The organism is Methanosarcina acetivorans C2A, from assembly GCF_000007345.1.
Taxonomy (GTDB): Archaea; Halobacteriota; Methanosarcinia; order Methanosarcinales; family Methanosarcinaceae; genus Methanosarcina; species Methanosarcina acetivorans.
In genome coordinates this window covers 4,644,709-4,667,082 of sequence record NC_003552.1, presented here as the reverse complement: position 1 = coordinate 4,667,082, position 22,374 = coordinate 4,644,709, and the positions used below count along the sequence as shown (strand labels likewise).

Below are 22,374 nucleotides of genomic sequence, written 5' to 3'. Positions count from 1 at the left end.
CCAGATCCAGAGGGCTTATGTCCTTCCAGGAAGAGAATTAAATGGAAGGTTTTATCAGCATGATTCCTCAGAAACTATGCTTCAATAAGTATATCCCTCAATCTATTTATATTACTATTCAATTATTATTTTTTAATGATATGGTGTTCCAGACCCGGGACTCCATGTCTGGTCTTCCGAATGCAGGGGCTCTCCTGAACGTGGGGTAACAGGAGACGGTCTCTTTGAGGTGATACTGCTGAAAACCATAAGAAATGTAAAAATCTGTTTCGCAATAGGTTTTGTACTTTTGTTGCTCAGCTCAGGCACTGCAGCTGCCAGGAGGATCACTGTGGGGAGTGATGAGAATAAGGATTTTTCTTCAATTCAGGAGGCTGTAAATGCTGCCAGTCCCGGAGATACGGTTTATGTCTACGAAGGGCTTTACATAGAAAATATATATCTTGACAAAGAAATTTCTGTCCGTTCTATTTCTGGAATTCCCGATATGATTAATATAACGGCAAAAAACTCCAATGACCATGTTTTTCATGTAAATGCAAACAATGTAACTATCAGCGGTTTTTATATAAATGGTGCCAGTGACCCTTTAAAAGCAGGGATTTATCTGGAAAACACTCACGGAATCCTGATCAGCAATAATAAACTTTCCGACAACCACCTGGGAATTTACCTCGATTCTTCGACCACAAACATGCTGAATCTAAATAATGTTTCAGGGAATGAAGTGGGAATTTTCCTGAAAGCTTCGAAAGACAATTGGGTTATCAACAATAAGGTGAAGGTGAATAGTCTGGATGGCATTTTGCTTGAAGCCTCAGACGAAAACCGTGTTACTGGCAATCTCCTTAATTACAATATCGGGTACGGCTTTGTGCTCTCAAACAGCAGTAGAAACCTCATTTACAATAACTTCTTCCAAAATAATATAAACGTCGGGTACGAAGGAACTAACTCCGAGAATACCTGGAATATGACCCGGAAGAGGGGAATAAATATTGTGGGGGGTCCTTACATCGGTGGAAACTACTGGACTGGTCCTGAAAGTATTGCACTGTGTGCAGTTGACGATCTGGATGACGATGGATTCTGTGATGTTTCCTATGATCTTGGGGAAGGAAATATCGATTACATGCCTCTCATACTCCATCCCTCTGCTTTTCAAGGCAATGAACGGTCTATCACGTTTTCTCTTTTAGGATTTGCCTTATTTGTATTTGCCGTCTCAATATTCATCGTAAAAAAGGTAATGAGCTGGGGCAAGGGCGAGCTTCCAGAAGATGATGTAAAATAAACCCAAGGAAGCTCGTCATTAATTTTTTACCATCTTATTTGAGTTTATCGTGTTTATATTTCATTTATTCATAGCCTGTTCCCCTTCCTTTTTTCGGTTTGAAGGTTCGAATTTGATAGTTTGATACACTTATTTTTCGGCGTTCTCAGAGCCAAAGATTATATATTAACTCCTTATCATATACTACTAAAAAAATTATCAAACTCCAAAAATAATCCAATCTTAAACTCAATTTATTTATTAAGTAGGCAATCCAAAAAGCAATATAATCATTAGTGATTGATACTAAAGAACGTATTACCTCGGATAATTGATACCAACTATAATAGAATCTCAAAGTAACTGATTCCAAAACCAATACATTCTATAATCAATGATTTATATTCAAAGAATGGTTTCTTCTATTTGGAAAATACATCAAAAAATAATCATGTCCTGAAAATAACCTTCTTCCACAGCATATTTACATTTCCTTCCTCCAAGACAATGTTGAAAGGGTTTTGTCTTGAAATACTTTGATTAAATATTTTTTAAATCAATTTCCATGGAGATGAAAGGCATTAAGTCAATAATTCTAGCAGGCGGTTCAGGGACAAGACTCTGGCCTCTAAGTCGGGAAATGTATCCCAAACAATTTTTAAAATTTGGTGACACTTCACTTTTTCAGGAGACAGTGCTTCGATGTCTTGAGGTTTCAGATATTTCTGAGATTTTTGTTGTAACGAACGAAGCCCAGAAATTTTTCGTGATTGGACAGATCAAAGAGATAGGCTACTCAATTCCTCCGGAAAATGTCCTGATAGAGCCAGAAGGCAAAAACACTCTTCCCGCAATCTTCTTTGGAATGAAAGAGATTGAACAAAAATTCGGAAATTCAATCGTAGGGGTATTTTCCTCCGACCATGTGCTTGATAGAGCTGCAATGGCAACGATTTTTTCAGCCGAAAAACTTACTTCGGATTATCTGGTCACTTTCGGGGTTGTTCCCGCCTTCCCTCATACGGGATACGGCTATATTAAAGCCGCCGAATCCTGCGAACCCGGTTACAGAGTTTCGGAATTCAGAGAAAAGCCTGATTTCGAAACTGCACAAAAATACATTGAAGAAGGCTGCCTCTGGAATAGCGGGATGTTCCTTTTTGAAACAAGGCTCTTCTTTGAAGAAGTCAAAAAACATGCGCCTTCGATTTTTGCCTGCTTTGAGAAGGGAGGCAGTATTGATGAGATTTATGCGTGTGTGGATAATGTTTCTATTGATTATGGCATAATGGAAAAGTCCGATAGGGTTGCCGTTGTAAAGCTGGACCAGAAATGGAGTGACCTTGGAAACTTTGCGGCAATTTATGATGAGCTTGAAAAGGATTCAGTAGGAAACGTAGTCCATGAATGCGACTCCATGCTTCTGAACTCCGATGGGAACCTGGTGTATTCGAAATGTGGCAAAATAGTTTCTCTGATTGATATTAAGGACATGGTTATTGTTGACACAAGCGATGCCCTCTTAATATGTCCCAAATCAAGCAGTCAGAGAGTAAAGGAAATAGTCTCCGACCTGAAGGGTAGGAACGATGAAAGAGCATTTATCGGGCAAACAGTCTACCGGCCCTGGGGTTCATATACGCTGCTTGATGCCTCTCCCGGCCATAAGATCAAGAATATTACCGTGCTTTCCGACCACAGGTTAAGCCTTCAACTGCACTATCACAGGAGTGAACACTGGGTGGTTGTAAAAGGTATGGCCTGCGTGGAAGTGAATGGAGAACAGTTTTTCCTGAGACCCGGGGAAAGCACGTTTATCCGGGCCGGACAACGGCACAGACTGTCAAATCCGGGGAAGGTCCCTCTGGAAATTATTGAGGTGCAGTTGGGAGAGCTTGTGGATGAAGACGATATTGTCAGGTTCGATGATGAATATGGGAGAAGCTGAGGGAAACGTATGAAGCTGATTAATACTGAGATAAAAGATCTCTTCATACTCGAACCTGATGTTTTTGGGGATGATAGGGGTTACTTTTTTGAAAGTTACAATAAAATGAAACTTGACGCTCTTATTGGAAAGATGTACCATTTTGTTCAGGACAATGAATCCAAGTCTTCTTATGGGGTTATTCGCGGGTTGCACTATCAACTGGCTCCTTTCAGTCAGACGAAACTTGTGAGAGTTTTGCAGGGAAAGGTATATGACGTTGCCGTAGACCTCAGGAAAGACTCTCCTACTTTCGGGAAGTGGTTTGGAGTTGAACTTTCCGGCGAGAACAAAAGACAGTTCATTATCCCAAAGGGTTTTGCCCATGGATTTTCAGTACTGAGTGAAACCGCAGTTTTTGTGTACAAGTGTGATGAATACTATCATCCCGAAACTGAGGCAGGAATCGCATACAACGACCCTTCATTGAATATTGATTGGAAAGTAAGGGATGAAGATATAAAGGTTTCTCCAAAAGATGGTCTGCTGCCCAGATTTGAAAAAGCCGAAATTAACTTTTAATGCACAAATTTTTATCTTTCAGAACAGTTTGTTTATTGTTGGTTTATTGTTGTGATGTATTATTTGCAGAGGCGACCTGAATGAAACTGTTGGTAACAGGAGGCTGCGGATTTATAGGCAGCAATTTCATCCGTTATATGTTGGGAAAGTACCCGCATTATCAGATCATAAATCTTGACAAATTGACATATGCCGGGAATCCCTCCAGCCTCAAAGATATCAAAAATAATCCGAATTATTTTTTTGTCAAAGGAGATATCTGCGACCCCATCGTTGTGAACGAAGTAATGAAAAAGGTGGATCATGTTGTTCATTTCGCTGCCGAAAGCCATGTTGATCGTTCAATTGAAGATGGTTCGGTTTTTGTAAGGACAAATGTACTAGGTACAAACACCCTTCTCCAGAGTGCGCTTGCAAATAATATAAAAAAGTTTGTACATATTTCTACAGATGAAGTATATGGAAGCATTAAAGAGGGTTCATTTACAGAAACAGACAAACTCAACCCTTCAAGCCCTTATTCTTCAAGCAAAGCAGGTTCAGACCTTCTTGCAATGTCCTATTACACAACTTACGGACTTCCTGTTTGCATTACCAGGTGTACAAACAATTTTGGTCCTTACCAGTATCCTGAAAAATTAATTCCTTTTTTTATCAGCAGGTTAGCGGAAGGAAAGAAGGTTCCCGTCTACGGCACCGGCCTGAACATAAGGGACTGGATCTACGTCGAAGATCACTGTTCCGCAGTAGACTTTGTTCTCCACAATGGCAGTAGCGGAGAAGTCTACAACATAGACGGCGGAAACGAGCTCACCAACCTTGAAATTACTCACCGCCTTCTTAAAATGCTCGGTAAAGACGAATCTTCAATCGAATATGTTGAAGACCGAAAAGGTCACGATTTCCGTTATTCCCTTGATGGCAGCAAACTGAAAAAAATGGGCTGGAAACCTCAATATGATTTTGATACTGCCCTTGAGCAGACAGCCAGATGGTATGTTGAAAATCGATGGTGGTGGGAGCCATTAAAACGCTGATCCTCGGCGCAAATGGGATGCTAGGCTTTGATCTCTGCAAAGCGTTTCCCGATGCTATCAAATTGACTCACAGGGAACTTGATATAACAAACAGAGATCAGGTTCTGGAGTCTATTCTACGAATAAACCCGAAACTGGTAATAAATGCAGCTGCCTATACTGATGTTGAGGGTTGCGAGGATCAGCAGGAACTGGCATTTCAGGTCAACGGGTATGGGCCCGGATATATTGCCGAAGCCTGCAATAAAATAGGGGCGATACTTGTACACTTCAGCACAGACTACGTGTTTGATGGTTCCAAAAAAGAATATGTGGAATCTGATGCTCCAAATCCGATTAATATATATGGCCATTCAAAACTTCTCGGGGAGAAGAAAATTATTGAGAGTATGGATGATTACAGGATCATCAGGATTTCCTGGCTTTTTGGTACCCATGGAAGAAATTTTGTAGAGACAATGCTGAAGCTATCAGGTGAGATAGCTGAGGTCAAGGTTGTAAATGATCAGTTTGGAAAACCCACCTATACTGTGGACCTTGCACATAAAATTTCGGAGCTTGTTGAACTTGACCCTGGAATCTATCATATTACAAATGATGGGATCTGTTCCTGGTACGAATTTGCGTCTTCTTTTATAAGGAATGCTGTTCCATGCACAAGTGAAGAATTCCCTAGAAAAGCAAAACGTCCGAAGTACTCGGTTCTTGTAAATACTAAAATAGAGCCTATGAGGCACTGGAAAGAAGCACTTAAAGCCTATTTGAAGGAGCGAAATATATGAAAGGCGTAATACTTGCAGGCGGTACAGGCAGCAGGCTTTATCCCCTCACAAAGGTTACAAACAAGCATCTGTTACCTGTTTATGATAAACCAATGATCTATTATCCTATCAAGACTCTGATCGATGCAGGCATCAAAGAAATTATGATTGTATCGGGTAGGGGCCATGCCGGACATTTTCTTGAACTGCTTGGTTCAGGTGCGGATTTCGGTGTGAAATTTACATATGAGATTCAGGAAGAAGCGGGAGGCATTGCCCAAGCTCTTAGCCTTGCCGAGAATTTTGCTGATGAGGATGATGTGACTGTAATCCTTGGGGATAACATTTTTCAGGACAACATTAAAGAAGATGTTGAAAATTTCAACAACGGTGCCAAGATCTTCTTAAAAGAGGTACCTGATGTTCACAGGTTTGGAGTAGCCGAACTGAAAGGAGATAAAGTAATAGGAATTGAAGAAAAACCTGCTGTACCAAAGACAAATTTGGCAGTTACAGGCCTTTATATTTATGATTATGATGTTTTTGATGCAATTAAAACACTCAAACCTTCAGGAAGAGGAGAACTTGAGATCACTGATGTAAATAACTATTATGTCAATAAGGGAGTAATGGAGTACAGGGTGCTTGAAGGGTTCTGGAGTGATGCAGGAACATTTGAAAGTTTGTTGAGAGCAAGTATGATGGTAAAGGGTCTCCTTGAAAACAAAAAATGACTTGAAACTTTTGGATTGTTCCAGTAAAACTATAAGCAAACGGTTTGTATTTTTAGACTAATATTCCTGCAAAATATAAATTGCTGTGAATAAAAGCTCAATTCAAAAATGGAGATGTATATGAAAATAGTAATAATTGGAAGTGGTTTTGCAGGACTTTCTGCTGGGTACAAACTATGTAAACAAAATGATGTTGTAATTTTTGAAAAGGATGAAGATCTTGGTGGTATGTCTTCCAGTTATCGTATCAACGACTATGACATTGAAAAATATTATCACCACATCTTCAGGTCAGATAAAGAACTTTTGAAGTTAATAAATGAGCTTGGTCTAAGAGCGTGTCTTAAAATTAAACTTAATCCTACAAATGGGATAGGACTACATGCATTTGAACCGAAAAATGGTAGCATTTAGAGCCTATCCGAAAAGTGTTGTGACCTACTGTAACTTACCATTAGCAATATGCAAAACCGAAGAGGAAGCCCTGCTATTATAGACCTGCTGTAATTTTTCGATCGCATTACCGACTTTTCGGATAGGCACTTAATGTCTAATGTGCTTTATTTTATACTTTGAGTTAGTATAGTCCTATGGGAGAACGGGAGTGTCACGATTTTGCTGTAAATTAGAAGTCATATTATCCAACTGGGGAAATGGTTTGAATTTTAAGACAGCCTCTTATAGATTTCATATGTAACTTTTTTGAGGACTCAACATCTTCAGCACTCATCCACGATCATTTCCTTCCCAAAAGTTCTTATTTTAAAATAATATTCCAGAATACTAATAAAAAGAACAAGGAATAAGCAAAAAACAATAGACGTTGCATAATTTCTATATTTCAAACATTGCTTCCTGACTTCTTTGAAGACACGATAAATGTCCTTAAAAGGAAAATTAATATCCCTTACAAGGTTAAACCTTTTATTGTTAAGAGTGAGGACTACATGGAAAATGTCCTTCCCTGAAATCAAATACTTGCTTTTCAAAATCTTAAAAAATTTAGAGGATATCTGGGGAACCTTTTTGAATTAAACCCTTCGCTTGATTCTTATTTCACTAACCTACAAGTTTCAATGGGATATACGTCTCAACTTGAAGTATTGGCTTTTAATAATATTTTCAAGTTAGAAGTATCAAAATGCAAACTTGGATATTCTAATCTTGAATCATTTATCAGAAATTACAACCAGAACCAAGCTCTAAGGAATGAATTAAAAATCAAAAGCGGAGATAAGATTATTCTTTCTTGTTATCGACGAAACCTAAAAATGATTTATCCTTATCTGGACAAATATGCAGAATTACTGATCCAAGAATGTAGAAATCTTAACCTTATTGGTGACAAAATCTGGATTTGGGATCGAAGATTTTTTGGGTGTAATTGCAGTGGTTTGAAAAATAAAGAGACTGGACAACTTTCCGATCCAGATGCTGGCCATTATGTCAAGAAAACAGGTAAATTTAGTGTATTATCAGGAACAGGATACACTGATACATGTATTGTTGATAGCTGGTGGGGTTTACCTGTTTATTGGGATGCAGTAAATGCTAGTACATCGATTCCAAATTATGGGAAGAATTGGACTTTGAAATCAGCACTGGTCAATGTTTTTTCTATGAGAAAACCACAAGCGGACAAGAATAAACACGAATTGAAAATATTTGTGTTCACTTGTTTTTATTCATGGTTTATTGAGGATATATGGAATCGATGTACTAGTAAAAATGACAACACTATATTTCAGGATACAATAAACCAATGCATGCGTCTTCGGTTAAGTGTGGAATCGTAATAAATTGCCTCCATTCTCACAACAGTTGCCAATAATTTTAATGTGTTGTGGACTGGAACTGGGTATCGATTTCATGTAATAAGGCCAAAATTTAAGGCAGCCTTTTGGTGCAAAATCGATAGCTTTCAGGCAAGAAAATTCCTTAACCGATGACCAATATAAACCAATGTATGAAATCAGCAACAGAAAAACCGTTTTTTGTGATCGCTGATGCAGGATCTGATAGTAATCTTTCCAATGAAACCGTAATTGAGAAAGGGGTTATTCCAATCATAGCAGCAAGAGCGAATAGTGTTGGAAATATCTTGAAAACAGAAAAGGGGAGCCACTTCAGAGCTCAATACATACCACGAATTTACCATAGATTGCTTGGTAAATTGTACAATCTAAGAACTCCTGTTGAAAGGAAAAATTCAAACGATGTTATTGGGTTCAATAGATCAAAAACACCAACAAGAGGAAGTGAGTGGGCTAAAATCTATGTATCAATAAGCAATATTGTCTCGTTACTTACGGCACTTACGGCTTTTAAGGTTGGAAGACATGACCTGATAAGAGCGCCAGGAGCTTTTAGAAGGTTGAATATATGAGTAAGCAGAGGTAATTTTTTTCAAAAAAAGGGAATTTAATACTTTTAACCTACTTTCCGCACTATTTTTTCACATATAATATTTTTCGTACTTTTCTCCCATCAGTTTCAGCACTTTAATGTTTTCCTCATCTAGATTCAATACCTTCTTTATCCTTTTTCCATCAATTTCGATCACTAATTCTGTTATTCTTCTGAACAGGAAGAATACCCATTTCATCGTTGGAGTCTGTGTTTTCTTCTTAACCTGGTTTCTAATAGCTTCTTTTGCTTCTTCCAATCTTGTTCTCAGTTTCCACTCAGCTATTGAATACAACAATAAGCACAGAACCATTACCATTGCAAGTGCTTCTATTCTGGACTCTTTTTTCAGGTATACCTCAGACACTCTGAAACTCTTATCTTTAAGGAACCTGAACCCTCTTTCAACTGTTCCCTGTTCCTTGTAGTATTCTAGGAGTTGATCTGGAGTCAACTCCAGATCATTGGTTGCAAGAATGAACCTTCCTAACTTTGCTCGTCTTTTCTGTACTTTCTCCTGATCATGTTTAATCCCTGCTTCTATCATGTAGAAAGTCTGTACCTCTTCATCTTTTCTTGGTCTTCCTCTCTTGTTTCAAGCCTGCGAGACTTAGTTTTTATATCAAGTTTTGTGAATTCATACGATTCATTCTCTTTCAACCATTGTTCAGCAGCCATTCTTGCGTCAGCTTCACAGGCAAATTCACGATTAGAAAGCTTTTTAAGGGATTTTTCTGCTGCTTCAAGCTCCTTAATAATCTTTTCTTCAAAAGTCTTCTCTTCCTTCTTTTTCATTTCCTCTGAACAGAATACAACCCATAACTGTTCAACTCCGCCATAACAGGACTTTGTAGAATAGCAAGAATAACGTTCATCAGAGCATGTTTCCAGAATTAAGTCGGCTATTAAGAGTTCCTTTGCTTCATTGATGGTTGCAGGAGCTCTCGATATAAAAAAAGCGTTAGTTCCTATTTCTTTCACATTATCTTCAGTATAAAATGCGCTGTCTGCAACATGGTAGACTCTTTCATCAAGATTCAGGTTCTGTGTTAGTTCCTTTATGGTTTTGATGAGAGCTTTCTTGTCGGAACTGTTGCCATCTAATGCTCTTACGAAAAGAGGAATTCCTTTCTGGTCAGTAACCATGGAAATGGAAAAACGAAGTAAGTCGACTCTCTTGTCTTTCGGATGACCATAAGTAATGTTGATAGTTTTGCCATCATCGTTTTCATAGTCACCATAAACACTGAAATTAGTAGTATCTGTATGACAGAAACGGGGATTAATGGGAACATGTTTCATAGCTTGCAGAATTATATAGTTGAAGAGTTCGGTTGCTCCGTGTTCATAGATTTTATCCAAAGTTCTGCCAAAAACATCGTCATTAAGGTGTTCTGGGAGAACACCTTCTCCCAGTAACCTCTCAGTGGGTAAATTTTCAAAAAAGTTTGGAAACAGGTAAAGACGGCGCTCAGTGAATCTTAAACCGTTAATGCACATTGCCTTGATAACAGTAGAATGAGGAATGTTATGGCCACTTTTCTTGGGAAGGAGAGTGTCAATCAAATCTGAAATATCAAGCTCGTCAAATACGCCAGCAATAAGACCATAATGACCAAGATGAGTTGTGGATTCAGAGCTAGGGGAAAGAGTCATCAAGGTAAATGAGAAAATATTTTATAAAAAATAATTGGAAGATTTAAAAAATATAAAATCCTGAAATTTTACTGCGGAAAGTGCGTTTTAATTTAATTTTAAAGTATTAATAGAGTCTACCCCAAAACTCAAAATTTGCTTTTTTGGATCTCTTAATTTAAGTAACCAACAAAGCTTCTGATTACGAAAGCAATCTTGAATTATTTTGATAATTGAGATTAAAACTGGGTTTTGGGATGAGCTCATAGTGAAATTGACAAAGGCTCAAACTATTCTTGATCATATTAACCCAAGTTTGACAGTTTAAGTTTCATTAACGAAAAAACTTTGAAATTTGAAAAAAATCCTGAAATAAATTTGACAGATTCTAAAAATTGAGGCTAACTTTGACTCAATTTTACTTGGAAACTGTCATGTTATGCTTAGAATTCAAACATAGTAATAATTCTGGTGATCGTTTCTAACATAAATGCATAAAAAATTATAAATAATTTTACTTATGTAACAAGTATCAAATTAAAATTTGCCAAAAAATTGATCTGTCAAATTTAGGTATTAATACAAAATACAAGGTGGTTCATTTACGGAAATTTCGCTAATACTCCCTGCTTATAACGAATCCCAAAGAATCATAAATACAGTGGAAACAACCTTAAAAGCGTTAGCTGAGATTAGTCCTTCATTTGAAATAATTATTGCAGAGGATGGTAGCAAGGATGGAACTGATAATATTGCGAAAGAACTTGCACAAAAATATAGTTGTGTGAAACATTTACATTCTGATGAACGTCTAGGGAGAGGTACTGCTTTAAACAGGGCCTTTAAATATGCTTCTGGAGAATTCCTCTGTTACATTGATGTTGATCTTGCGACGGATATGAAACACTTAAAAGAACTGATTGATTCCCTTCGTTTTGAAGGATTTGATTTTTCAACAGGTTCACGGCTGATGTCTCAGAGTGATGTGAATAGACCTATCAAAAGAGATGTTGCAAGTAGGGGATTTAATTTTATTGTACGTACCTTATTTAGATCAAAATTATATGATCATCAGTGTGGATTTAAAGCTTTTTACAGAAAACCATTATTCGAGCTACTAGATTCCATAGAAGATAAACACTGGTTTTGGGATACAGAATTGCTAATTAGGGCACAGTATAATGGATACAAAGTAAAGGAATTTCCTGTTTGCTGGAGGCATGGGGGGCTAACCACAGTAAACCTCAAAAAAGATGTAATAGGTATGGGTTCACAAATTATCCGTTTATGGCGGCAATTATATGTATCAGGTTTCTCAAAAAAAGAATAAGATTTACATTTCTGCTATTTTTGCGATTATTATATTGTCCTCAGGTGCATCTCTTACAGGAGTTCAAGATATTGTTGAAAATTTAAAAAATATGTCAAAGCAAGGGATTATATTTGCAACCTTTATTTACGCGACTGAATGGCCTTTGAGAGGCATAAGGTACAAAACGATTTTAGCTAGACTGAATAAACATTATGGTATATTATTTTTAACTGAATCAATATTTATCAGTCAATTAGCAAATGTCTTGCTCCCTGCTAGAATAGGTGATATTGCTAGAGTTCACGTTTTAAAAAGAAAAGTTGATCTGCCAGTAACAACTGGACTTTCATCTCTTGCAGTTGAGCGAATTTGTGACATTACTGCAATCACATTAATTGCCTTTCTAACTATATTAATGGTTTCCTCTATGGTTACGGTATATCTTTGGGTTATATCTACAATTTATCTAGGTGGGATTATTGTCCTTGTTTTCTTTATTTTTTTGTGTGCATCTGTCATCATCAAAGGAAACATATCTTATGGTTTAATTGGGAAAATTTCTAATCCTTGTAATTCTGTGAAGTATTTGAATAAAATTAAACATTTTATCTTTCAATTAATTCGTGAAATTTTGATTTTTGCCTCCGATCCAAAATCATTCATATCATCTCTGTTACTGTCGATTTATATCTGGATAATTGATATTATAACTTGTTTTGCGGTTTTAGCATCATTTCAAGAAGTTCATTTTTCAGTTTCTATGGTAGCACTCATCTTTCTCGCAGTTGCTGTTGGAACCATAACCAAAATGTTTCCAGTTACTCCTGGTGCAATAGGGACGTACGAAGTTGCAGTAGTTGCAATATTTGGATTAGCTGGTATTGAACCGAGCATTGCTTTTATTGTTGCTGTAGTTGACCATCTTATTAAGAATTGCGTTACAGTATTTGGAGGAGGAATTTCTCTTTATAGTCTTGGTATAAAGTGGAATGAAGAATCAATATCTCTCCAAAATACATTATAAATGTGCATAATAACAAAATGTTCCAACATTCAGTGACTGTTTGCCTCACATTTGATCACTGTATTTTGGAACAGTATTGGTAAAGTGGCCAGAGGGGGAGTACACAATGAATACAAATTCAATCGAATGTCAACAGATAATGAAAGAAGTTAAAAAAAGATTATTCAATTTGAACTTAAGTAGTATCTACTATTTCTATCTCCCAGTACTGCTAATATGCTTCATTTCATATGTTGTCACCCCTTTCACAGCAGACACAAGAGTATTCTACAGTTCAGCGATCTTGGCAGATCAGTTAGGTAATTTCCCATACAATATTGATGCCTCTTGGGAAATCAAACCTATTGGAAATCGTTTAATCGTATATTTACTATATAAGTTCACACTTTTATTTGTAGAGATTGACGAGAAGACAAATTTTGAAATCACTACAAAAATAATCTTTTCTGTAATATCTTTAGTTGCGGTTTTAGCTTTTGTATATAGAATAAAAAATTTAATAAATAAATATTCAGTTACAGTGACACAAGTGTTTATTGTTACAACTTTTTCATTATTCTCAATCTCATATTGGTGTGCCCTACAAGCTGAAAACTTTTGTGTAATATTAATACTTTTTTCATTTTATTTAATACTCTCCAAATCCAAAATTTTAAATATTCTTTCTGGATTTACACTCGCCTTATTATTTCCAATTAAAGGCATCACAATCATATTAGCACTTTATGTTTTTGTAGCAGTATATTACTTAGGGGAAGATTACCGACAAAATTTAGTTGTTTCACTAAAAGGTTTTATTGTTTCAATGATACTAATCGTAATTTCAATCGTTTTTGTATTCCCTTATGCGCTTAATGATATGTCAAATTCAACGTTGTATCAAAATACATTCCAAGATTTCAATATAGTATCCCGACTAATACTTTTCTCTGAAGGTTATATTAGGAATTATCCTCATATTCCAGTCTTACTACCAAGTATTTATGTTAGTGTTATAACACTTAGCTACCTAATGTGGGGGAATAAATTTAATGAAGTTGCCATATATTCATTCTTTTGGTTAATAGGCGTAATTCCAATTGTTGTTCAAGGAAAATATTTTGGCTATCACTATTTTCCACTAGTTATCCCTGCTATATTTTCATGTTTTTACTTTGAATATATCTTCAAAGAGTTTATTTCAACTCTAAACGAAAAACGCTTAATTTATTTGAATTTATTATTATTTTTGATAACCTGTAGTGCTTTATATGTTACAACTCATGTAGGGGGATTCGGTTATAAGTTAGGTACCAATTTTTATTATCTATATCCCGGATTAGTTGCAATTGTATATATTATATTTTCAATCTTGATCATAACAAAATACAATTTAGATTCCCCAGGGGAAATAAAAGGATGTAAAACACTACATGTGTTACTAATAATTGCAATATTAATATGGGCAATTTTCAATTCTTTTTCAGGATGTTTATTTAAACCTTATTACGAATACTCTGTTCAAGAAATAGAAGTGATGCAAGAATTAGATAAAAGCTATGAACTATCGTCAGAACCTTCTATTTTATATCTTTCCGACGGAGTTTGTTCATATTACATTAATTCTAAAAGTTATTGTAGATATTATTACCCTTTACCAGTTCAAAGAGCAAATTACAATCCAAATCTTTATGAAACTCAAGTGTACAAAGAGACATTTGATTGTATTTTGAACTACTCAGGAGACTTCATCGTTGTTCAGACAGATTGGTTTGACCTAAACTTTGAAAAAAATAAACCAATAAAAGAAAAAATATATTCAAGCTATGGGGTAGTTGATGAAACTCCTACATCTAAAAGGCATTACGTTATTTTCAAGAAAAAATGAAATGTGTCGTATCTAAAAATTATCATGATTAGATTGGATTATAGAAAATAAATATGAAATTATTAATAGCAAAAAAGAATAGGAGGAGAAATGGACAATATAAAAGTAATTGCTGAAATCGGGTGCAACCATAAAGGCGAGATGGAAATTGCTCATGAAATGATAAAAGTTGCTGCCCAATTTTGTAAAGTAGACATTGTTAAATTCCAAAAAAGAACTCCTGTTGAACTGCTAACTCCAGAAGAATATAATGCTCCCCATCCGGTGCCTCACAATTCTTACGGAAAAACATATGGTGAACACAGGGAATTTCTGGAATTCAATCTTGATCAACACAAACAGTTAAAAAAATGGTGTGATGATTGGGGTGTCGTTTATTCTACGTCTGTCTGGGATCTGACAGCTGCAAAGGAAATTGTCTCAATAAATCCTGAATTGATCAAAATTCCTTCGGCATGTAATCTTAAGTTTGATATGCTTGAATATCTTTGCAAAGAATATGATGGAGAAATCCATTTATCTTTTGGAATGACAACAAACGAAGAAGAAGAGAAAGTTGTAACATTTTTTGAAGATCGAGGCCGTGGAAAAGACCTTATAATATACAGTTGCACTTCAGGTTATCCCGTTCCTTTCGAGGACATTTGTTTGAAGGAAATACTAAGAATTAGGGCAAAATTCGAGAAAAGAGTAAAAGGCATTGGTTTTTCAGGTCACCATCTTGGTATTGCTGCGGATATAGCAGCTCTTGCATATGGTGCGAAATATTTCGAGAGGCATTTCACATTGGATAGGACCTGGAAAGGAACGGATCACGCTGCAAGCCTTGAACCAGATGGTATGAGAAGGCTGGCAAGAGATTTGAGGAATGTATCGAAAGCGCTGACATACAAGCAAAAAGAAATTTTGGATATCGAAGAAATTCAAAGAAATAAACTAAAGAGGTTCTGACTTGAAAAAATACATAGCGCTTATTCCGGCAAGAGGAGGAAGTAAAAGCATACCTTTGAAAAATATAAAAAAAATTGCCGGTAAACCATTAATCTATTGGACAATCGAAGCTGCAATTAATTGTAGTAAGATTGACAAAGTATACCTATCCACGGATTCAGAGAAAATTATTGATACGGCAAAAATGATTGAAAGTAAAAAATTTGAAATTATAGGCCGGAGCCCTGAAACTGCCACAGATACTGCAAGTACAGAATCTGTTATGCTTGAATTTGCCAGTTTTCACGACTTTGAAAACCTAATTTTGATCCAGGCAACTTCCCCTCTTTTAACAGCAAAAGAATTGGAAGAGGCAATAGCAATATTTGAAGGTAGTAAAGCTGACTCTCTCTTGTCAGTGGTTGAACAGCAGCGCTTCATATGGAAGAAATCCTCAGATTCTCTTGTAAAACCTTTGAATTATGATCCACTAAATAGGCCCAGAAGGCAGAATTTTGAAGGTTATCTGGTTGAAAATGGTGCATTTTATATTACTTCTAAAAAACTGTTACAAGAAACCGAGTGTAGGATTTCAGGGAATATAACCTATTACAAAATGCCAGAAGATACTTATTACGAAATTGATGAGCCTGAGGATTGGGAAATTATCGAAAAATTGCTTCTTTCCAGAAAGAAGATAAATCAAAGCCTGGGAACAAAATTAAAAAATATCAAATTACTCATCACTGATGTTGATGGAGTTCTTACTGATTGTGGAATGTACTATTCCGAATACGGTGACGAGTTGAAGAAATTCAACACAAGAGACGGAATGGGAATCCAGCTGTTAAGAGAATATGGAATCAAAACCGCGATAATTACAAAAGAAAATACAAAGATTGTAGAGAGCAGGGCTAAGAAATTAAAGGTCGATGATGTTCATCAGGGAATTGATAATAAATTAATTGTTTTTGAAGAATTGAGAAAAAAATACAACCTGGACTATTCAGAAGTAGTTTATGTTGGTGATGATATAAACGACATCCCTGTCTTAGAAAAAACCGGAATTTCGTTCTGTCCGAATGACGCTATAGATGAAGTGAAAGATGTCTGTGATTATGTTCTTTCTAAGAAAGGTGGAGAAGGAACTATTCGTGAAATTGTGGAATTAGTGATTGGGGGACGGTTGCCTTGAAATGCATTATTTGTAATAGTCGAAATGTTAATGCCCTAAAAATGGTTTCAAGAGACGATAGTGAAATAGAATTGATAAGGTGCAAAAAATGTGGTCATTTATGGCAACCCATTGAGAATTATATGGATATTTATTCAGAGGGGGAGTTCTCAAACATTGCAAGAAATGGAAATGCGCCATCCTCTGAGAAAATGAAACAGCTTGATAATATGGCATTTTCACGATTCAATTTCTATAAAACTTATTTGGACAAAATGGACAATATACTTGAGGTGGGGAGTTATGTTGGTTCATTTGTTAACCTTTTAAAAATTTATGGAAAAAACGTAACGGGATTAGAGCCCGATCCAGATTATTCTGCATATTCTGAAAAGCAATATGGATTTAAGCAAATTACCAGTCTGCTAGAAAACTTTGAGGCAAAAAATAAGTACGATGGGATAATTAGTTTTCATGTAATAGAACATGTTAAAAATCCACATATATTTTTGAAATCAGTGTTTGATTTGTTGGATAACAATGGGAAAGTATTATTTGAATGCCCCTCTTTAGACATACATTTGAACGGCGATATAAATAAATTTATTTGGAAACCTCACATTCACTATTTCAGTCTTACTAGCATTTATTATTTATTTTCTCTTTATTTTAATGTATTAGCCTTAGACATAAAGCAGGATTCTTTGTACATATATGCAGAAAAAAATAACAATAAACCTAACTTTAACACCCTTACGTTTACAAAGTTAAAAATTGCTTCTAGGTGTATGTATTCTTTAAATAACTCAAAGCTGGTACCTTTATTTGGGAAAAAAATTACTCTAGCACTTTTAAGGGAACCATATCAATCTCTAAAACAAGCTAAGTCGATAACAATTAAAAAAATTAACTATTTTTTGTATGTCAAAAACGAAATGAAAAATAAAAACAAAATTCCGGTTTCTCATATATCGGTATATACATTAGGAAATGTGGGAGACACAGTTTTATCCAAATGTGTGAGAGATACTTTCAATAAGATCTGTAGTAATAAGCTAAAATGGAACCTGTATTCTGTATGGTCTCCTGTAGATCAAAATCTTATTGAAAATATAAATAAATCTGAGTTTTTATTAATTGGGGGTGGTGGTCTTCTTTTACCTGACACAAATAAAAATTCGATTTCTGGTTGGCAGTGGGCTTGTAGTAAAGAGAATTTAAAAAATATTAACAAAAAAATCATTGTTTTTGCGATTGGATATAATTATTTCAAAGGGCAAGAACCTGAAGAATTATTTATCGACAATCTCAGAGAGCTGGTAACTCGAGCTAGCTTTTTTGGAGTAAGAAACAATGGAAGTTGTGGAAAAGTTAGAGCGATAGTTGGAAAAAATTTAGAAAACAAAATTGTGTTTCAACCGTGTCCGACTACATTGATAAGAAAATTGTATGAATTACCTGATAAAAACAAAACTAGAAACATAGCTTTCAATATAGCTTTTGATAGATATGAACGAAGATTTGGAAGAAATATGTATTCAGTACTTGATCAAATTGCACTAGCTGCAAAAAAACTTAGCAATAAAGGATACAAAATATATAACGTGGCTCACGTAGATAATGATTTGATTTTTGGTTTATCTTTACAAAAGCATGCTGTTCCTTACAAGACAATTTTACTAGGTGGAGAATTCCCTGATAAAGTGTTTGATTTTTACAATAAAATGGATGTAGTTATTGGAATGAGAGGACATGCTCAAATGATTCCTTTTGGATTAAATTGCGGAATAATTACGTTAGGAAGCCACGAAAAAATGAGATGGTTTTTGGAAGATATCGATTTTTTAGATTTGTACATTGACCTTGATAGTAATATCGAAATTATATGTCAAGAAATTATTAAGAGATTTGAACTTTTTTACTCGGAAGAAAATTATTATGAGACTATCCAAAAAATTAAAGCAAAGCAAGAATATTTGTATAAAATTACGTTGGAGAATGTTGATTATATAAAAAATATTGTAACTATTCATTCTGGATAAAACAACACCAATAGCCATCTTTATTGAGGTTCAACAGACAAATTTCTATTAATTTATTTTCTTTGATTGCTAGCGTTTGATCACGTTTTTCCATTTCTCAGATACTTCGTTTTCAGAGAAATCAATATTAATCGATTTGTTGTGGGAGGTTGAATAGTTACAATTTTTTTTTAATAATCGCTAATTTTTTTTTAATAATTGTTTCTTCATATTCAAATGTTTTGAATATATGTAGAACTATAAAATATGCAATCGCACATATTATTATTGTAAAAAATATTTCGATAAGTGTTGATGGGTTATTCAAAACTAGTATTACTGACATAATAAGTGAAGATACTATTATTTTTAAAACAGATCTATAATCAACATATATTTTAAAAGAACGTGTTGATCTCAATATTAAGATTAAACTGACTGTGAAGGCAAGTAATGTTGTAAATGCAGCACTTATTATTCCAAAACTTGGTATGAGCACGACATTTAATGCTATGTTTATTAAGGCTGAGATTAACCAAATTTTAGCGCCGATACTTGTTTTTTTTTCTAAGACTACAATTTTTTGGAGTATTGTATAAATTCCTAAAAATAAAGAACTTAATGCGACAAAAGGTGTAACTAAATATCCTCTTGATGCGATCTCAGGGGTTGTAAGAGTAGTAAGCAATGATTTAGATAGAAGTGATATACCAAAAAATGAAGGAACTGCAATCAGTAAATAGTATTTAAGTGAATTACTTAATATGTTCTTAACTTCATCTATATTGTTATTGTCATAATACCTGGATAATGTGGCTGGTAATATGAAATTCAAAGGGAAAGAAAACATATCTAAAATACTTCCAAGTGAATATCCTGGCGAATAATAACCTACTGATGCAGGGCCCAGATAATAATTAATGACATAGCGATCACTTGCATTAACTATCCAATTAGATAAATTGCCAGGAATCGTGGGAATGCCAAAATTAAGATATTCCTTTATGTTTTTAAACCTTGGAATTTTCACACCAATTTCTGAAATGATTATATAATTTAACACAAGAAATACTGATACTGAACTGCATAATAATCCTATTTCTGCACCTATTATTCCCTTTCCAGAAAGCACCAGGTAGGAAATTAAGGTTATTTGCAATATTGTTTTTATTAAATTTAATATTGAGTATTTTTTTATTTGTTCTCTTGCTCTAAGATACCCAATAAGAAAAGAACTACAACACTCAAAAAAAACAATCAATGCCATAATCTCTACTATTAAACTATTTCCTTCAAATAATATTGAAGCTATTTCTTTGGAAAAAATAAAAAATATTGAACTAACCAGAATACTTATTAGAATTTGTATGACGTATATTGAATAAAATATTTCAAGTATTTCTTCCTTCTTATGTAATGGAGCTAAAAATCTAACTAATGTAAAAGGCAACCCAAGCATAGCTAATACTGTTACTATTCCTACAGTAACTCCAATCTGGACCCAATAGCCGTATTCTTCAATAGATAAAGTTTTTGTAAGAATCGGCAATAGAATAATTCCACTAAAACTTAGGAGGAAGTTGGTAAGTCCTATTAGTCCAATTCGTTTAACTAACAGGAGATTTTCATTATTACTTTTAATTTTTTTTTCATTCATATTATTCTTTCCAGCGTGAAGTAGGAGATCTACGGCGAAGTAGAAGATTTATGAAACAAAATTATGTTAAAAGTAACTTTGATATCGATGCCATCAGTTATGACTTCCGTCTAAACAAAGAAAACTATGTCCAATACGCATACTTATAAATAAATTTAATGCCTAAACATATCTATATAAGAATTTCTTCTAATAGATCTTGTGCCAGAATTGACAAACTTCTTTAAATGTAAAAAACAGATCGGCTTTGTAGAATCCTATGAAACAACAAATCTACATTAATTTGAACTGAATAATATTATCTATATTTTCATAGTTAGTTTCAGTCTCTTGACGCTGATTGAGATAGGTTTTCTATAAAGCCAATAGATCATAGCTATTTATTTATCCAAAAAGTACATTTACCATCTCAAAATCATTTTTAAATAGTTACTATAGTGAAGAGTCTTATATTTGATCCGGTATATCTCTTTTTTTCCACAAATCTATGAGTAGCTATTCCAGCTAAGATAAAATACAAGAGTGATAGCTTAAAATATTGAGTTTACAATATTGAGTTTACAATATTGAGTTTACAATATTGAGTTTACAATATTGAGTTTACAATATTGAGTTTACAATATTGAGTTGAGGGCATTATGAATGAACAAGTCATGAATGAATTATTAAATAATGATCTGGATTTTATAGCGTTTGTGATCTCACCATTTCATGCTTTGGGGGTAGATGCTTTTGCATATGATCTTTTTACTAAATATAATCGAAAATTGAATGGATTAATTGTTGTTTATCCACATTCTAAAAATGGAATATTAGTAGATGAAACTCATTTTATATGCACAAATTTTTCTGATGTGAAGCTTATTTATGCGCAAAACTCAGAAAAATTAAGTTGTTTCCAGCAGTTCAGAACTGCAATTAAATTAATAAAAGGGTCAGAAATAATATTAAGAGATAAATGTAATTTGGGCAAAAACATATATATTATTTCTGTAATGAACATTACATACACAATTTTAGAAGCTTTTGAAAATGAAAGTATTGCAAAAAAATATTCTCCCCAGTTCATTTTGATTGATGAGGGAATTGGAACATATTTTAGTAAAGATTTTTGGACATTAACTTCAAAATATGATCAAGAGAATGTCGAAAAAAAGAGGCTAACTGATGTTGTTAGTGATTCTTTTCAATTAATGTTTTTTCATGCTTTAAATGCAGTTTTCGAAAAAAAATTGAAAGTAGGAGATCGTTGCTTATTTTCCCATAATTCAAATTGTTTGATTCAAAATCGATCTGTAATTGAATCCTATCAAAATGTACTATCATTAAATAAATATACTAGTCCAGAGATGGAGCAAATTTTATCTAATAATAACTGGGCGATTATTGCGACTCAACCGTTTGTGGAATATAATCAGGTTGACATTAACGATTATATAGAATGTATAAATGAAACGATAACATTTCTAAGACAAAAAGGAATTATATGCATAATAAAACCGCATCCAAGAGAAGATATTTTTAAATATGATATGATAATTTCTGAAAATGAAAATACTATTCTGTTAGATAAAAGCATTTCTTTAGAAAAAATATTGTATCTGCATCCAAATCTGGTTGTTGGTTTTACCAGCACGGCATTAGTCACAGCCAAAATTTTTTATAACGTTTTTTCTGTTAGCATTATTGATAAATTAATGAAAAAAACAAAAGATCCTCTATTAGATGTTTCCAGAACAGAGTTCAAAAATTTATTTGGAAATATTGTTTGTTTCAAAACTTTAGAAGAAATAACAATTGACATTCATGTGTCTCCGGTTAAGTGATAAATCATGAGAAATTACTTCAACTTATATAATATTTACCAAACGTTCACTCCTGTTGTAGACTTGAACTGGTATTGATTTCATGTAAATAGGCCAAAACTTAATGCGGCTTCTGGTGCAAAATCAATAGCCTTTGAGTATGAAAATTCTTTAACAGATGACTAATGCACAAGAATCTCCCCAATAGTGGAATATATTTTGAAAGTAC

At 34.3% G+C, this 22,374-nt stretch carries 17 protein-coding genes and 1 pseudogene; 16 read left to right on the top strand and 2 right to left on the bottom strand.

What is annotated here, in order from left to right:
• The first annotated feature begins 229 nt into the window (after window positions 1-229).
• The 9 genes from MA_RS19695 to MA_RS19650 all read left to right on the top strand — a co-directional run bounded on the left by MA_RS19695 (window position 230) and on the right by MA_RS19650 (window position 8,700).
• A complete protein-coding gene (locus MA_RS19695) occupies window positions 230-1,294 on the top strand; it encodes a right-handed parallel beta-helix repeat-containing protein (RefSeq protein WP_011023682.1) in 1,065 nt (354 codons plus the stop codon).
• A 544-nt stretch (window positions 1,295-1,838) separates the two neighbouring features.
• Window positions 1,839-3,221, top strand: coding sequence for a mannose-1-phosphate guanylyltransferase/mannose-6-phosphate isomerase (locus MA_RS19690; RefSeq protein WP_011023681.1), 1,383 nt, complete (start codon window positions 1,839-1,841; stop codon window positions 3,219-3,221).
• Window positions 3,222-3,230: 9 nt separating this feature from the next.
• Window positions 3,231-3,782: a dTDP-4-dehydrorhamnose 3,5-epimerase gene (gene rfbC, locus MA_RS19685; RefSeq protein WP_011023680.1), complete on the top strand. Its 552-nt coding sequence runs from the start codon at window positions 3,231-3,233 to the stop codon at window positions 3,780-3,782.
• 80 nt (window positions 3,783-3,862) lie between these two features.
• Window positions 3,863-4,819, top strand: a complete 957-nt coding sequence (gene rfbB / locus MA_RS19680) for a dTDP-glucose 4,6-dehydratase (protein ID WP_011023679.1) — start codon at window positions 3,863-3,865, stop codon at window positions 4,817-4,819.
• On the top strand, window positions 4,792-5,601 hold the full coding sequence (gene rfbD / locus MA_RS19675; protein WP_011023678.1) for a dTDP-4-dehydrorhamnose reductase: 810 nt from the start codon (window positions 4,792-4,794) through the stop codon (window positions 5,599-5,601). Before rfbB ends, rfbD begins: the two co-directional genes overlap by 28 nt.
• Window positions 5,598-6,314: a sugar phosphate nucleotidyltransferase gene (locus MA_RS19670; RefSeq protein WP_011023677.1), complete on the top strand. Its 717-nt coding sequence runs from the start codon at window positions 5,598-5,600 to the stop codon at window positions 6,312-6,314. Before rfbD ends, MA_RS19670 begins: the two co-directional genes overlap by 4 nt.
• 120 nt (window positions 6,315-6,434) lie before the next feature.
• On the top strand, window positions 6,435-6,728 hold the full coding sequence (locus MA_RS19665; protein ID WP_048065797.1) for an FAD-dependent oxidoreductase: 294 nt from the start codon (window positions 6,435-6,437) through the stop codon (window positions 6,726-6,728).
• A gap of 662 nt (window positions 6,729-7,390) precedes the next feature.
• Entirely contained in the window at window positions 7,391-8,110 is a 720-nt protein-coding gene (locus MA_RS29005) for a hypothetical protein (RefSeq protein WP_011023674.1), read from the top strand.
• Between the two features lie 170 nt (window positions 8,111-8,280).
• Window positions 8,281-8,700, top strand: a complete 420-nt coding sequence (locus MA_RS19650) for a hypothetical protein (protein ID WP_157860338.1) — start codon at window positions 8,281-8,283, stop codon at window positions 8,698-8,700.
• 69 nt (window positions 8,701-8,769) lie between these two features.
• On the opposite strand, the pseudogene MA_RS19645 reads toward MA_RS19650, so the two are convergent.
• A pseudogene (locus tag MA_RS19645) lies at window positions 8,770-10,376 on the bottom strand (IS1634 family transposase).
• A gap of 640 nt (window positions 10,377-11,016) precedes the next feature.
• Here MA_RS19645 and MA_RS19640 point away from each other — a divergent pair.
• From MA_RS19640 to MA_RS24810, 6 genes are all read left to right on the top strand, one after another.
• On the top strand, window positions 11,017-11,685 hold the full coding sequence (locus MA_RS19640; RefSeq protein ID WP_248698057.1) for a dolichyl-phosphate beta-glucosyltransferase: 669 nt from the start codon (window positions 11,017-11,019) through the stop codon (window positions 11,683-11,685).
• Window positions 11,657-12,691 (top strand): lysylphosphatidylglycerol synthase transmembrane domain-containing protein, encoded by a 1,035-nt coding sequence (locus MA_RS19635; RefSeq protein ID WP_048065794.1) that lies wholly within the window; start codon window positions 11,657-11,659, stop codon window positions 12,689-12,691. The genes MA_RS19640 and MA_RS19635 overlap by 29 nt, the downstream gene beginning before the upstream one ends.
• A 106-nt stretch (window positions 12,692-12,797) precedes the next feature.
• Window positions 12,798-14,558 (top strand): hypothetical protein, encoded by a 1,761-nt coding sequence (locus tag MA_RS19630; RefSeq protein ID WP_048065793.1) that lies wholly within the window; start codon window positions 12,798-12,800, stop codon window positions 14,556-14,558.
• 90 nt (window positions 14,559-14,648) lie between these two features.
• Complete coding sequence (locus MA_RS19625) at window positions 14,649-15,509, top strand: N-acetylneuraminate synthase family protein (protein WP_011023669.1); 861 nt, start codon at window positions 14,649-14,651, stop codon at window positions 15,507-15,509.
• A 1-nt stretch (window position 15,510) separates the two neighbouring features.
• A complete protein-coding gene (locus MA_RS19620; protein WP_011023668.1) occupies window positions 15,511-16,683 on the top strand; it encodes a cytidylyltransferase domain-containing protein in 1,173 nt (390 codons plus the stop codon).
• A complete protein-coding gene (locus tag MA_RS24810) occupies window positions 16,680-18,704 on the top strand; it encodes a polysaccharide pyruvyl transferase family protein (RefSeq protein ID WP_011023667.1) in 2,025 nt (674 codons plus the stop codon). The genes MA_RS19620 and MA_RS24810 overlap by 4 nt, the downstream gene beginning before the upstream one ends.
• Window positions 18,705-18,861: 157 nt before the next feature.
• Here MA_RS24810 and MA_RS19610 read toward each other — a convergent pair whose 3' ends face one another.
• Entirely contained in the window at window positions 18,862-20,340 is a 1,479-nt protein-coding gene (locus tag MA_RS19610; RefSeq protein ID WP_011023666.1) for a lipopolysaccharide biosynthesis protein, read from the bottom strand.
• A gap of 638 nt (window positions 20,341-20,978) precedes the next feature.
• Between MA_RS19610 and MA_RS19605 the strand changes: the two genes are divergently transcribed.
• On the top strand, window positions 20,979-22,166 hold the full coding sequence (locus MA_RS19605) for a polysialyltransferase family glycosyltransferase (protein WP_011023665.1): 1,188 nt from the start codon (window positions 20,979-20,981) through the stop codon (window positions 22,164-22,166).
• The last annotated feature ends 208 nt before the right edge of the window (window positions 22,167-22,374 follow it).

Coding starts and splice junctions, on each gene's coding strand:
- MA_RS19690 (WP_011023681.1), top strand. CDS start 1,839: ATGGAGATGAAAGGCATTAAGTCAATAATTCTAGCAGGCGGTTCAGGG.
- rfbC (WP_011023680.1), top strand. CDS start 3,231: ATGAAGCTGATTAATACTGAGATAAAAGATCTCTTCATACTCGAACCT.
- rfbB (WP_011023679.1), top strand. CDS start 3,863: ATGAAACTGTTGGTAACAGGAGGCTGCGGATTTATAGGCAGCAATTTC.
- rfbD (WP_011023678.1), top strand. CDS start 4,792: ATGGTGGTGGGAGCCATTAAAACGCTGATCCTCGGCGCAAATGGGATG.
- MA_RS19670 (WP_011023677.1), top strand. CDS start 5,598: ATGAAAGGCGTAATACTTGCAGGCGGTACAGGCAGCAGGCTTTATCCC.
- MA_RS19665 (WP_048065797.1), top strand. CDS start 6,435: ATGAAAATAGTAATAATTGGAAGTGGTTTTGCAGGACTTTCTGCTGGG.
- MA_RS29005 (WP_011023674.1), top strand. CDS start 7,391: ATGGGATATACGTCTCAACTTGAAGTATTGGCTTTTAATAATATTTTC.
- MA_RS19650 (WP_157860338.1), top strand. CDS start 8,281: ATGAAATCAGCAACAGAAAAACCGTTTTTTGTGATCGCTGATGCAGGA.
- MA_RS19635 (WP_048065794.1), top strand. CDS start 11,657: ATGTATCAGGTTTCTCAAAAAAAGAATAAGATTTACATTTCTGCTATT.
- MA_RS19630 (WP_048065793.1), top strand. CDS start 12,798: ATGAATACAAATTCAATCGAATGTCAACAGATAATGAAAGAAGTTAAA.
- MA_RS19625 (WP_011023669.1), top strand. CDS start 14,649: ATGGACAATATAAAAGTAATTGCTGAAATCGGGTGCAACCATAAAGGC.
- MA_RS19610 (WP_011023666.1), bottom strand. CDS start 20,340: ATGAATGAAAAAAAAATTAAAAGTAATAATGAAAATCTCCTGTTAGTT.
- MA_RS19605 (WP_011023665.1), top strand. CDS start 20,979: ATGAATGAACAAGTCATGAATGAATTATTAAATAATGATCTGGATTTT.